The organism is Mycobacterium sp. 852002-30065_SCH5024008 (assembly GCF_001665645.1).
Lineage (GTDB): Bacteria > Actinomycetota > Actinomycetes > Mycobacteriales > Mycobacteriaceae > Mycobacterium > Mycobacterium paraffinicum.
Genome location: NZ_LZSZ01000157.1, coordinates 1 through 12042, shown reverse-complemented (window position 1 = coordinate 12042; position 12042 = coordinate 1). Strand labels below are relative to the sequence as shown.

Genomic DNA, 12042 nt, shown 5'->3' with positions numbered 1-12042 from the left:
GCTCAATACCCCTTAGGTGATCGGCGCGGATCGGCCTGCTGAATCCGATCGGCCAAATTCGATGCGTCCGCGGCAACCTGGTAGCGGCCCATCGCGTAGTTGATGAACGCGCACGCCTGCGCCACCAGATTGTGGATGTCGCGTGACGTGCCTGGCTGGTGATACGCCGCGAATGTGGGCCCGATGAACTGCCAGGCGCCCTTGCTCGGGGTGCCGCGCGCCGCGTTGGAGTCCCAGTCGTTGACGGCGTTGGCGTTGTAGTTGGACTCGCGGCGAGCCACCAGATCCATGCCGCGCTCCCAGCGGACACGCGCGGCCGGATCGTGAATACCCTTGATATCCAAGGCTTTGCGAATCGCCGCCAGAACCGCCGCCCGCCCGTTGCCCTGGTCGCCTCGCATCGCCGCCCGTCTTTGTCGGTAGCGCAGCCGCCTTATTCGAAGCGCCAGGAGCCGTGCCCGCCGGCGCGAGTTCAGGATGTGCCGGTGTTGGGTGCGCAGCCTCGCCGCCATCCGCGCCATCGCCTCGCGCCGCGCCACCGGGGTATCGGCCGGCGTGCTGTCGGCCATCGCGTCTTCCAAGACCGCCCGGGTGGCCGTCCTTGCCTGCGCGTGGTCGTCCCGCGCCGTCGCCACGATGCGTGCCAGTGCGCGGTCGGTTTCGGTCGACTGGCGCAGTTCGGTCAGCGCGTTCGTCGAGCCTTTGGCCGCGGCGGCCGGAAGACCGTCGGTTCTGACCTCGGGGTGTTGGTGCCCGCTACCGACCGGGGCGGCGATGGTCTCGCCGGCGAACAGGCCGTGGCCGCGGGATAGCGCCGTCACCGCCTGCCTCGTCAGCGGATCAGTCAACGACTGCCCCACCCTGATTCCCCTTTTTCCCACACCCTGGCCGCGAAAATTCGTACTCAATAGCATGCACGAATAGGCAGTTCCGCTGTCAATAACGAGCGATTACGTAGCGACCCTACTGCCGGCCGCGTGGACCGACCACTCACCTTCCGGTGGAGTGGGAATGGCTTCCGGTGCCCTTAGTCCTTTGCCTCGTCCTCGGTGGGCATGATCACGATGCGTCGGTTAGGCCGGTTGGTGACGACCGTGGGTTTGTCCTCACCAGGCTTGGGCCCCGGCGGACTCGGCGGCATCGTCAGGCGCCCCTTGACCGGCTGGCCGTTGGGCACGCCAGGGGCCGAGATGCGTTTCTCCGGAGACTTCTCCTTGCTGCCGCCGTCACCGTGGGCGCCCATCGCGCCGGGCGGCATCATTCCCATACCGCCCATGCCGGTCTGACCCCCCGTGGTCGGCGCGCCACTGACCGGGGGCACCATGGCCGCCTTCGCCGCCCCGGCCGGGGTCGTCGGCGGGGAAGATGTCGGCACTGGTGGCGGGCCCAGCGAGCTGGCCGGGGTGGTGCCTCCGCCGCCGCCCAGGCCCGCGCCGCCGCCGCCCGAGCCACCGCCGGCTCCCGCTCCGGAGCCAGGGCCGACGCTGTCGACAAGATGCGCGTCGCTCGCGAGTCCGGCTCCATGAGCACCCTGAACCGCGCTCATCAGCGGCTGGATAGCGCTCTGGCCAGCCTGCATCGCTTGCTGCGGCAGCTGCGTCAGCGGCTGCATGATGCCGCCGACCGCGCCACCGAGGGCGCCGGTGATGCTTTGCAGCATCTGCTGCATCATCTGCGGGGCTTGTTGGCCGACGTTCTGCATCTGCTGCTGTGATTCAGCTTCGTTCGCAGGGAATTTCGCTGCGGCGTCGGCGGCGTGGGCCCGGCGGTCTGCGTCCGCGGCTGCGGCGTCTGCGGCGTCTTTCGGCACACCGGCGTTGGCAGCGGCTATCGCCGTTTGAGTAGCTGGGCCACCCGCGGGCGACGTGTCGGGCGGGGCGCCTAGCGGTGGCGCGACTGGCGGCAGATCCGCCGGCGCGTCTGCCAAGTATCCATAAACCAACGGATTTGATCGCATCGTCGTCACAGATCCACCCCGCTCCGCTTCTCGCGACACCACGGCGCTGACCGCGGTGGACTCAATTTTCTCACAAGACGTCCTGCGTGGTAGTCACCTTTGCGCCTCGCAATAACGAAACAACACTGACCAGGGCCAACGCCCTCTAAGGGCCGCCCTGGCCGGTGCTGACTTCGAACCAAGCCATGTGGTAATTCGCAAGAAATTCATGCTCGTCGATTAGCGCCTCGATAGCCGCAAGAAGCATCCAATCCACGACCACCGCAAGGTCGTGGTGCGGGTAGGTGTTCAGCACCGTGTATTGGATATCCGCGATGCATTCGCGCAGAAGTTGATCCTCGTTCTCAAGGACACCCGTTTTTCGCACCGCCGGCGCGGCAACGGCCTGGGCGATTCGCGGTAGGCCATCGCGACGTCGCACAGCCTCTACGAGGGTCGGCCCAAGTTCATCCACGTGGGGCGCAGCGGAGCGCGCTAGGCGATCGCCCGTCAGCGGCGGCTCCTCAGTGCCAGGCTCGCCAACGTAGGCATTCAGATGGTGCGCCGCTGCGACGACGACGGCTCCTAGCAATTCAACCGCGCTGGCATCACGGCGTCGTGTCGACGGTTCAAGCAAAGTGACGTAGGCGGGTAGTCGGACGTGTGGGGGAATCCATCCGCCGGCGAGATCCGTGACCAGCAGAGTGGTGGTGCCGTCGTCCCGTAGACCGGCGGCCCAGGACAGCCGCGGCTCCTGGCGGGCCACCGCATCGACAATCCGTTGCAGCCGTTGCTCTTCGACCGCCCTACTGGACGTGGCGCCGGCTGTCGCCCCGGTTGCCGCGGAGGCCGAGGAGGCGCCCGCCATCGTCGAGGCGCCAGTCCCCGCCTGCCCAGGCGCGGCTCCCTGCGCAGCCCGTTCCACCGGAGAAACCAGCGGTCCACCGGCCGAAGGGGATGAACCCGGCGAAGGCGCGACCGCAGCGCCAGATACCGGTCCCACAGGGCCTGAGGGCATGGTCGGAGGCGCCGCCACCGGAGGCCGCAGGTCAGAGCCATAAGCGGGTAGCGGGCCAGCAGGGCCGCTGGCGCTGGGTACGGCCGGCGCCGACCACGAGCCCCCGGTCACCACCGCAGGCGCTACCGGGGTAGCGCCGCCACTGCCCGGGGCCGCCGCATCCGCCGGTGCCGGTGGTGTGTCCACCGGCGCATTAGCCCCAAGGAATGACCCGGCAGTCGGAACGCTTGGCGCTACAGGCGGAGGAGCCGGAGCAGGCGTTTGGCCAGCCGGCGGTGACCCACCCTCCATAGCATTCATAGCGTTTGTTGACAGCGCTTGGGGACCCGCGCCCGCCGATTGCCCCGTCGCCATTCCGCTCGCGAACGATTGGCCTAATCCGGGCGACATGCCCTGCCCCGGAGCCGCGGGTGACATCGGCGCATTCATCGACGACATCCCGGGCATTGTTGATCCACCTGCGCCTGGGAACTGCGCGTTGGACGGAAGGGCCGGAGAGGCGGTGCCACCGTGTGAGAGCCCACCCGGTGATACGGGTCCCGTCCCGGGGCCCCCAGCGAGCCCCGTGGACGTGGGCGGCAGCGCCTGCGCTGCGGCACCATTGGCAGCCCCACCGCTTCCACCACCACTCGGACCACCCGAAGTTCCCGCCAACGCTGGTGTAGGCCCCTCTACGCCGGGTCCCTGGGCCCCTCCAACTACACCTTGATGACTGCTGGCGCCGCCGGGACCGCCGGCACCACCAACGGCCGGATTCAGGTCGTCCTTGCTGATCGTCTGGGGCCGCGGAACCTCACCAATGCCGGATCCTCTCTCCTGCGCCCAGGCTCGGGCATCGCCATGGATACCTTCATTCACCAGCATCGGCTGCGTAGCAGTCAGCATGCTGTTTACAGCGCAGTCGGATGCGACTTCCGCCTTCGCGTTGCAGGTGGCCTGGACAGCTTGTATTTCGGCCAATTTCGCAGGTTCTGGTTCCTTAGAGGCGAGTATTCGATCAATTTCTTGGTTTCCCTCAGCTGCTACCTGCGCCAACCTTGATCGCAGGGCATCAATTTGATCAGCACACGCATTTAAAGCGGTAGCCTTATCTCGATATTTCTCGGCCAGATCCAAGTGAAATTGTTCACCCTGGTAATAGCGAGCACTGAGGTCCTCTGCCGTCCGGCCCTGGTTGTGTGCCGTCAAGGTACTCCGCTGATTGCGAAGACTCTGTGAATATTGCTGCTGCTGGACACACGCTTGTTTCCAATATTCAGCGGCAGTACGCAGAAACGTCGGTGGATCCGGCCACCAAGGCCCGACGAGTGGGAATGTCCACCTCCCGGGTGGCAGATCAACCCCCACCGCATACCTTTTTCATCGCAGCATCTTTAGCGTTTATGTCATCGACTGCCGCCCGATACTGTTCATCGGTGGCAACGCTGGCGAGCGCGTTCGCATTGCGGTACGCCACCGCGAGCGCATGCGCTGCGTCTCGGGGTTTGGCGTCGAGGGCTGGCGCAGCAGCAGCGGTGTCAAGCATGCCGGCGGCGTTGGAAAGCGCGATGCGGGCCAGGGCTCTGTCAGTCCCGTTCGTTTCGGCCCGAACCGAGCGCGCTGCCAGGTCATACGTGTCACACAATTCCCGTTGGGCCGTCGAGACGTCGCTCGAAGCGTAGGTAGGTGGCGTAGTTGCCGGGGCCGAAGCCGTCGGCCGGGTAAGCACCACGATCAGTGCAGTAAGCGCCACTGCCATGGCTAACCCAGCGACGGCAATGGCTGGCCACATGCTCGGGCGGCGCACGGGTTGCGTCTGATAGGCCGGTGCCCAATGCCCTAGGGGCGGGCCCTCAATCGGTCGCCCGCCGAAGTTAGGAGTGAGGTCCTCCCCCATGCGCCCTCCTTGCATTCAACAACGGTTGCCAGATTGGCACCGATACATCCCCTTTACTAGTGGAACAGGAGATGCGAACGCGGACAAATCACCGCAGGTGGACATACAGATCGAACATCGTTACCGAGACGCGGTCAGAAGCGACTTCGCCGACCCACTGAAGTGCGACGCGGCTGTTGCCACGGGTACCTGCAGGCTCGAATGTTCAGACCCGCGGCGTCCCTGATTGTGTGCCGTCAGCACAGTCCGCTGATTGCGCAAATCCTGCGCGTACTGCTCCTGCTGTCCGCATGCCTGCTTCCGATACTGAGCAGCGTCCCTCAGACCCGCTGGCGGCGCTGGCCACCCAGGTCCGATTAGCGCCTGCGTCCACGTGGCGGGTGGCAGGTCAAGACCCACCGCAGACCTTCTTCATTGCTGCGTCTTTGGCATTTGCATCATTCAGCGCTGGCTGCCACTGCGAGTTGTCGTTCAGGCTCGCCACAGCCGCGAGGTTGCTATAGGCACGAGCCAACGCAACCGCGGCCGGCCCGATCGCTTGGCGTTATGGCAGGAGACGCATCAACGGCGTCTTTCAATATCATCGCCCCGTTGACCTCCGCGATCCCTGCACGCTCTGGGCTGGTGCCGTTGGTTTCAATTTGAACGGCACGAGCTGCGAGCCGATACGAGTCGCACAACTTTTTGTGCGCGGCAGCCGGCTCCGCGGCCGTATAGGTCGGCGCCGCTGACGTGGTCGGTGAGCTCGGCGTGGAGTTATGTGTAGACCGTGTAGCCGCCACAACTAGAGCAACAGCGCCCAGCAGAACGGCGATTGATGCCAGTGCAATCGCCGGCCATGTCCGTGGACGCGTCAAAGATTGGGGTGGGTAGGCGGGCTGCCACTGACCGGGGGGGCACTTGGCGGTTCGCCACCGAAGTTTGGAGGCAGGTCCCCCATGCCGCCCTCCCCGCAGTGCCTCAGCCCGTAGGCGAAATTCCGTTGAATTATCCACGCGCACCGCAGATCAACACCAACAGAAACCGTTTCAAAACGATCCCCGTGTAGTAACACCCGTCCCCGCGGCCAGAGCCGACAAGGCTGAAGGGTTCAGACCCGCGGCGTCGAAGTACCCGCCCCCGGCCGCACCGCCTGCATGTCACCGGCGTTGTTCTCGTCCATGCTGGTGAAACCCTTGGCCGCGTGATGAGCCTTCGCGCCGACATCGGTCAGGGTCTGCTGGTGACCCTGCAGGGTCTGCACATGCTGCGCATGCGCGGCGGTGATCGCCGAATGGAACGAATCGGCCGCGGCGAAGTCACCGAACATCCCCGACCCCAGCGGTCCCCGCGCGAGCTGGTCGGCTCCCTCTTGCGCATGCCCACCGGCACGATGCGAATCGTTGCCTCCGGAGTGCAATAGCGCTGTGTCGACGAACATCGCCACCCCTCTCTCGATTGCCCGCGGCAAGAAGCGCTGCATAGCCATTCGCATGGCACGCCACTACTGACCAGGCTAAATAGGTCGGCGACAGTGGTCAATTCACGCCGTAACCCCACAGCGACCTTGCAGCGCGTTCGGCGCGGCCCTTGGGATCTTCACGGTGAACCGCCCTGCCGGGCATCCCATCTTGCCGGCACTGTCTGTATCCCCGTCTCAGCAATCCCAAGCGGTGACCCTCAGGCGGTCTTGGCCTTTCCGAGTGCTTCGGGAAAGACGCTGGTAGTCCGCCGGACGCCGCCGAAGGGCGCGTCCGGCTCTATAACAGCAATTCCTGCCGCGGCCAATCTCGAGCCTGGTTATCGTTAATTGTCATTGCTGTTCTTAGGGGTTGGTCATTGCGGCGTACGTGTGGGGCGCGATTTTTGCGACTAGTCGCGGGTAGCCGGTTGCCGTCATGCTGAGCGTGGGTTCGGTCTTTGCTGGGTACCGCATTGAGCGGGTGTTGGGTGCCGGGGGGATGGGAACCGTCTATCTGGCGCGTAATCCGGACTTGCCTCGCAGCGAAGCCTTGAAGGTGCTCGCAGCGGAGTTGTCACGCGATCCCGATTTCCGGACGCGGTTTATCCGAGAGGCCGATGTCGCCGCAGCGCTGGATCATCCCAACATCGTTTCGATTCATCAGCGTGGTCAGTGGGAGGGCCAGCTGTGGATCGCAATGCAGTACGTAGACGGTGTTAATGCTGAAGACGCGCTGCGAGCCGCGCCCATGCCCGCAGCGCAGGCGGTATACGTAATCGGCGAGATCGCCAAGGCAGTCGATTATGCGCACCAACGTGGCGTTGTGCACCGCGATATCAAGCCGGCAAATTTTTTGTTGTCAGGGCAAGCTGGGGCCGATCAGCGAGTGCTCCTAGGAGATTTCGGAATCGCCCGTGCGCTTGATGATGCCGGTCTGACTGCAACCGGTTCGGTCTTGGCCACCTTGTCCTATGCGGCGCCGGAGGTTCTTGCCGGGCAGTCTTTCGATGGCCGAGCCGATCTGTACTCCTTGGGATGCACACTGTTTCGACTTCTCACAGGCGAAGTGCCGTTTGCGGCCGGAGGTGGTGCCGTGGCGGTGATCGCAGCACATTTGCATTGGCCACCCCCAAAGATCACCGATAGGCTCCCCGGGCTGTCGACGGCTATGGACGGCGTGATCGCCACCGCCATGGCCAAGGACCCGGCGCACCGGTTCACCTCAGCGCGCGAGCTCGCTCATGCCGCCGCTGCGGCCCTGGAGGGATGCGTCACCGCGGGGCGCACTCCGCCGCGCTGAGCCATATGGTATTTCCTCTGGCACCCCACCTGACTCGCGGTGGTGGCACCAGCATCCGAGCGGCCCGCCGACCGAACTCGCCTCACCTCCCGTTAACGGCCAGCCAAACTTCGCGCCGGCAGGACCAAAGTCCCGCCGACGAATACCGGCTACAGTCGCGGCCCTAATATTGGCCGTAGGCGGTGCACTCACCGCGGCAATCTTGACCTCCCACCAAGGGCCGCCCGGCAAATCGATCATCGATACAACCCTTGCTCCTCCAACGACTGTGACCTCACCGACGCCATCTCCACCGCCCATGGTTAAGCCAGCGGACTTGCCCCGGTTGTTACCACCCCTGGATGATGTAAAAAACTTCGTCGGTATCCAGAACTTGTTAGCCGAACCGCCCACATTCCAGCCCAGCCAAACTTCTGGCGACGTAGACCCCGAGGAGTGCCGCCCGATTCTCGGGGGCGGGGCTCACAATTCATACGACATGCGGGACGTCACTGGCTACTACTCATTGGTCATCAACGAGCCCCGCGACGGACCCCCCCTCCAGATGGTGGGCGAAGTAGTCCTAACCTTTCGCGACCCCGCAGCAGCCCAGCAACAGCTCGCGAATTCATTGTCGATCTGGCGCCGGTGCGGGGGCTCGACCATGACCGTGTTCGGGCATGCGCCCGGGTCTAAGCCCGTTAAGACGGCTATGGGCGTCCCCGACATCGTCGAGGACGGGATTACCACTCTGGTGGCGACGGCGCAGGGGCCTTTGCTTCGAGCGCGCCTTGACCGCGCGATAGCCGCCAAAAACAACGTGCTGATTGACGTCAACGTCGGACTCATAAACACCGACAGGGGCCAGCGAGCTGTGCTCGACGTCACCGACTACAGCCTGGGCAAGATTCCGGGTTAACCGACCGCACCTATGTCTCGGTGTCCGAGGCAACCAATAGCAGACGGCGATGGATGCGCGGTGCAGCTCCTCGATTCGGAGAAGAGTGTGCACGCGTCACAACGCATTTGCACCGTCAGCCAAGCCGTCCCCATCGCTATCACTCAGCCGGACATTCCACTTGCCATCGCCATCGGTGTCGACGTATCCCGTGACGCCGCCCTCATCGGCGCACAGCACCCGGTCGGCCACTCCGTCGCCGTCAATATCGAAGAGCTGATCGTCGGCGCGGCCGTGGCCGTCGAAATCGACCAGCGGTCCGCCGGTGTGCTCGACGCCATCAAGCCCGAACCACCGGAGCTGCCGCCCCTGGTCCGTAGGCACCCCCCAGGTCCCGGACCCGTCGTCGGTGAAGTACGCCTCGGGAGTGCCGTCGTTGTCGAGGTCGAGCACCGCGCGATCGGCGATGCCGTCACCATCGAGATCCGCGAGCGCGTCGTCGTGCAATCCATCACCGTCGAAATCCAGCCCGAGAGCATCGAGCCGGCCGTCGCCGTCCAGGTCAAGGTCGAGGTCCCGGTGCCACATATCCGCCGTGCCGTCGTCGCCAGCCATGCAGTAGTCCACGAAAGATGGGACGCGAGATCACCGCTATGGGTTCCCGCGCGATTGCCACCAAGTCAGCAGTTCCGCGGTCGCCTCATCGGCCGTCAACGGCCCGCGCTCCAATCGCAGCTCTTTCAGGAAGTGCCACGCCTCGCCGACCTGCGGGCCCGCCGGGATGTCGAGCAGCTTCATGATCTGGTTGCCATCTAGATCGGGACGCACGCGGGCCAGATCCTCTTGGGCGGCCAGCTCAACGATCCGCGCCTCCAGCCGGTCATAGCTGGCCTGCAGCCGGGCGGCCCGGCGTTTGTTGCGGGTTGTGCAGTCGGCGCGCACCAGCTTGTGCAGCCGCGGCAGCAGCGGCCCGGCATCGGTGACGTAGCGGCGCACCGCGGAGTCGGTCCACTTCCCCTCGCCGTACCCGTGGAACCGCAGGTGCAGGTACACCAACTGCGAGACGTCGTCGACCATCTGCTTGGAATACTTCAACGCCCGCAACCGCTTTCGGGCCATCTTGGCGCCGACCACCTCGTGGTGGTGGAAGCTCACGCCGCCATTGGCTTCGTGCCGCCTGGTGGCCGGCTTGCCGATGTCATGCAGCAGCGCCGCCCAGCGCAGCACCAGATCCGGTCCGTCATCCTCCAGTGCGATCGCCTGCCGCAGCACCGTCAGCGAATGCTGGTAGACGTCCTTGTGCTGGTGGTGTTCGTCGATGGCCATCTGCATTCCGCCGACCTCGGGCAGCACCACCTCACCCATGCCGGTCTGCACCAGCAGGTCGATGCCGGAGACCGGGTCATCGCCGAGAAGTAACTTGTCCAGCTCGGCGGCCACCCGCTCGGCGCTGATCCGGGCCAGCTCGGGGGCCATCTCCTCGATCGCCTCGCGCACCCGCGGGGCGACGGCGAAACCGAGCTGCGAAACGAACCGCGCCGCGCGCAGCATCCGCAGCGGGTCGTCGCCGAAGGACACCGACGGCGCCGCGGGGGTGTCGAGCACCCGCTCGCGCAGCGCCGCCAAACCGCGGAGGGGATCGAGGAATTCACCCGGCCCGTCGGGCGTGATGCGCACGGCCATCGCGTTGGCCGTGAAATCGCGGCGCACCAAGTCGTATTCGAGTCGTTCACCGTACTGCACTGCGGGTTTCCGCGAGATCCGGTCGTAGGCGTCGGCGCGGAACGTGGTGATTTCCAACCGATGTTCGCCCTTGCCGACACCGACGGTGCCGAAGTCGATGCCGGTGTCCCACAAGTTATCCGCCCATCGCCGCAGGATCTCTTGAACCTGCTCGGGGCGGGCATCAGTGGTGAAGTCCAAGTCGGGACTCAGCCTGCCCAGCACGGCATCTCGCACCGAGCCGCCGACGAGGTACAACTCGTGGCCCGCGGCGTCGAACGCCGAGCCCAGCTCGCGCAACATGGGCGCGTGTTGATTCAGGGCGACCGCGGCGGCGGCAAGCAGCTCGACATCGGCTTCGGACACGTTCGATCAGCGTAGTCGGCCGAGGCCGAAAAGCCCGTGTGAGGAGCCTCGCACGCGCCCGAGGTGAGTTGACCGGCCCGCGCTCGGTAGTAGCGTCACGCGCCACGGGAAGGATCCGAAAGCAACAGCATGTCGAGCTCTGAGCGAGTGGACTTCTTCGACGCCCGCGCTTGGCGCACGGCCACGTGGTCGGCACCCTTTGTCGTTCAACTGATACTGGCGATGCTGCTCGTCGCGATGTGGCTACTGGGTAAGTGGCCGTTCGACACGCATAGTGCGTACGCCGGTGAACGCGCTTGGATGCTGACCTCCACCGTCCTGACGACTTTGGTGTCGCTGCTTATCGGCGCCACGTTCCTGAGGTCGACGTCACTACGTAATCGTGGTCTTGGCATCAGCATCTTGGGCTGTTCGGCCGTCGTGCTCGCGGGCGGAACGGCTTTCGCTTATCTGGTCCTGCGCTGAAGGTCACCGATGATGACAGACCAACCTCTAATCAATCGCTATGGGCCGCTGACTTTCGCCGTGGCCATAGTCCACGTCTTCGTGGTGGATTTCGTTACCTGGCTTTTTGTTTTGCCGATGTGGCCCTTCGTATTTGTCGTTCTCCCGGTAACGCTGGCATACGTCGGCATCAGCGCCCTCCTCGCGCGGGCACCGGGCAGATGTGGTCAGATCGGGCGCGGAATGATGATCGGCAGCCTGTCCGGGCCGGTCTCCCTCGTGATCTTCATTCCCGCTTTTGTTATCGCCGCAGCAATCGGCCCGATCTGACCAGACACGCTCGATCCTGAGCCATCGCGCGCCCCGCTAGCGGCGAGTATGTCCTGGGAGACTATGCCGTGCCAGCTACTATCGCTTGGGTGTCGGACGGCGAACAAGGCAAGCCACGTCGGCGCCGGGGGCGGCGGCGCGGTCGTGGCGCTGCGAGTTCGACCGAGAACCAGACGAACGGCCAAGCCCCCGCCGACTCGACGCCGACCAAATCGCGCCGATCCCGTTCGCCTCACCGCGGACCGGACCGGCTTCGGACCGTCCACGAAACCTCCGCCGGAGGACTCGTCATCGACGGCCTCGACGGGCCGCGCGACTCCCAGGTCGCGGCGCTCATCGGCCGCATCGATCGCCGGGGGCGAATGCTGTGGTCACTGCCCAAGGGACACATCGAACTCGGTGAGACGGCCGAGCAGACCGCTATAAGAGAAGTCGCCGAAGAGACCGGCATCCGCGGCAGCGTGCTGGCAGCGCTCGGACGCATCGACTACTGGTTTGTCACCGACGGCCGCCGGGTCCACAAGACCGTGCACCACTATTTGATGCGCTTCTCCGGCGGCGAGTTGTCAGACGAGGACCTCGAAGTGGCCGAGGTGGCCTGGGTGCCGATGCACGAGCTGCCGTCGAAGCTGGCCTACGCCGACGAACGTCGACTGGCCCGAGTGGCCCACGAGCTGATCGACAAGCTCCAAAACCACGGCCCCGCCGCCCTGCCTGTCTCTTATACACATC

Annotated in this window: 13 protein-coding genes and 1 pseudogene; 6 read left to right on the top strand and 8 right to left on the bottom strand. The window is 65.1% G+C overall.

Going from position 1 to position 12042, the window contains the following annotated elements; genetic code table 11:
• Window positions 1–2: 2 nt before the first annotated feature.
• The 3 genes from A5781_RS18985 to A5781_RS26600 form a co-directional block, all read right to left on the bottom strand.
• Complete coding sequence (locus A5781_RS18985) at window positions 3–914, bottom strand: transglycosylase (protein ID WP_369817764.1); 912 nt, start codon at window positions 912–914, stop codon at window positions 3–5.
• A 113-nt stretch (window positions 915–1027) separates the two neighbouring features.
• Window positions 1028–1966 carry a hypothetical protein gene (locus A5781_RS18980; RefSeq protein WP_369817763.1) on the bottom strand — a complete coding sequence of 313 codons (939 nt, stop codon included), beginning with the start codon at window positions 1964–1966 and terminating at the stop codon, window positions 1028–1030.
• Between the two features lie 136 nt (window positions 1967–2102).
• Window positions 2103–2702, bottom strand: coding sequence for a DUF5631 domain-containing protein (locus A5781_RS26600; RefSeq protein WP_156624840.1), 600 nt, complete (start codon window positions 2700–2702; stop codon window positions 2103–2105).
• A gap of 960 nt (window positions 2703–3662) precedes the next feature.
• Here A5781_RS26600 and A5781_RS26595 point away from each other — a divergent pair.
• On the top strand, window positions 3663–3995 hold the full coding sequence (locus A5781_RS26595) for a hypothetical protein (RefSeq protein WP_156622516.1): 333 nt from the start codon (window positions 3663–3665) through the stop codon (window positions 3993–3995).
• A gap of 295 nt (window positions 3996–4290) precedes the next feature.
• Here A5781_RS26595 and A5781_RS25200 read toward each other — a convergent pair whose 3' ends face one another.
• The 3 genes and pseudogenes from A5781_RS25200 to A5781_RS18970 all read right to left on the bottom strand — a co-directional run bounded on the left by A5781_RS25200 (window position 4291) and on the right by A5781_RS18970 (window position 6250).
• On the bottom strand, window positions 4291–4692 hold the full coding sequence (locus tag A5781_RS25200) for a hypothetical protein (protein WP_369816388.1): 402 nt from the start codon (window positions 4690–4692) through the stop codon (window positions 4291–4293).
• Window positions 4693–5218: 526 nt separating this feature from the next.
• Window positions 5219–5770: pseudogene (locus A5781_RS26340) on the bottom strand (hypothetical protein).
• A 150-nt stretch (window positions 5771–5920) separates the two neighbouring features.
• Window positions 5921–6250, bottom strand: coding sequence for a DUF2563 family protein (locus A5781_RS18970; protein ID WP_067210002.1), 330 nt, complete (start codon window positions 6248–6250; stop codon window positions 5921–5923).
• Window positions 6251–6770: 520 nt separating this feature from the next.
• On the opposite strand from A5781_RS18970, the gene A5781_RS26590 reads away from it, so the two are divergent.
• Window positions 6771–7571, top strand: coding sequence for a serine/threonine-protein kinase (locus A5781_RS26590; RefSeq protein ID WP_369817762.1), 801 nt, complete (start codon window positions 6771–6773; stop codon window positions 7569–7571).
• Window positions 7513–8469, top strand: coding sequence for a sensor domain-containing protein (locus tag A5781_RS26585; protein ID WP_369817761.1), 957 nt, complete (start codon window positions 7513–7515; stop codon window positions 8467–8469). Before A5781_RS26590 ends, A5781_RS26585 begins: the two co-directional genes overlap by 59 nt.
• A 96-nt stretch (window positions 8470–8565) precedes the next feature.
• Here the strand turns inward: A5781_RS26585 and A5781_RS18960 are convergent, their stop codons facing one another.
• Both A5781_RS18960 and A5781_RS18955 read right to left on the bottom strand, forming a co-directional pair.
• Complete coding sequence (locus A5781_RS18960) at window positions 8566–9075, bottom strand: pullulanase (protein WP_067209845.1); 510 nt, start codon at window positions 9073–9075, stop codon at window positions 8566–8568.
• A 24-nt stretch (window positions 9076–9099) separates the two neighbouring features.
• Window positions 9100–10536: a CCA tRNA nucleotidyltransferase gene (locus A5781_RS18955; protein WP_067209843.1), complete on the bottom strand. Its 1437-nt coding sequence runs from the start codon at window positions 10534–10536 to the stop codon at window positions 9100–9102.
• 222 nt (window positions 10537–10758) lie between these two features.
• Here A5781_RS18955 and A5781_RS18950 point away from each other — a divergent pair, with 222 nt between their 5' ends.
• The 3 genes from A5781_RS18950 to A5781_RS18940 form a co-directional block, all read left to right on the top strand.
• The gene (locus A5781_RS18950) at window positions 10759–11001 is read left to right on the top strand and encodes a hypothetical protein (RefSeq protein WP_067209999.1); all 243 of its coding nucleotides are present in this window, start codon (window positions 10759–10761) and stop codon (window positions 10999–11001) included.
• Between the two features lie 81 nt (window positions 11002–11082).
• On the top strand, window positions 11083–11310 hold the full coding sequence (locus A5781_RS18945) for a hypothetical protein (RefSeq protein ID WP_067209995.1): 228 nt from the start codon (window positions 11083–11085) through the stop codon (window positions 11308–11310).
• A gap of 89 nt (window positions 11311–11399) precedes the next feature.
• On the top strand, window positions 11400–12042 hold a 643-nt coding region (locus tag A5781_RS18940; RefSeq protein WP_067209840.1), incomplete at its 3' end, for an NUDIX hydrolase.

Bases quoted from the DNA above. Each gene is read 5' to 3' on its own strand.
- A5781_RS25200 (WP_369816388.1), bottom strand. From the start codon at position 4,692: ATGGCAGTGGCGCTTACTGCACTGATCGTGGTGCTTACCCGGCCGACG.
- A5781_RS18950 (WP_067209999.1), top strand. From the start codon at position 10,759: ATGCTGCTCGTCGCGATGTGGCTACTGGGTAAGTGGCCGTTCGACACG.
- A5781_RS26590 (WP_369817762.1), top strand. From the start codon at position 6,771: ATGGGAACCGTCTATCTGGCGCGTAATCCGGACTTGCCTCGCAGCGAA.
- A5781_RS18985 (WP_369817764.1), bottom strand. From the start codon at position 914: ATGCTATTGAGTACGAATTTTCGCGGCCAGGGTGTGGGAAAAAGGGGA.
- A5781_RS18970 (WP_067210002.1), bottom strand. From the start codon at position 6,250: ATGTTCGTCGACACAGCGCTATTGCACTCCGGAGGCAACGATTCGCAT.
- A5781_RS26585 (WP_369817761.1), top strand. From the start codon at position 7,513: ATGCCGCCGCTGCGGCCCTGGAGGGATGCGTCACCGCGGGGCGCACTC.
- A5781_RS26595 (WP_156622516.1), top strand. From the start codon at position 3,663: ATGACTGCTGGCGCCGCCGGGACCGCCGGCACCACCAACGGCCGGATT.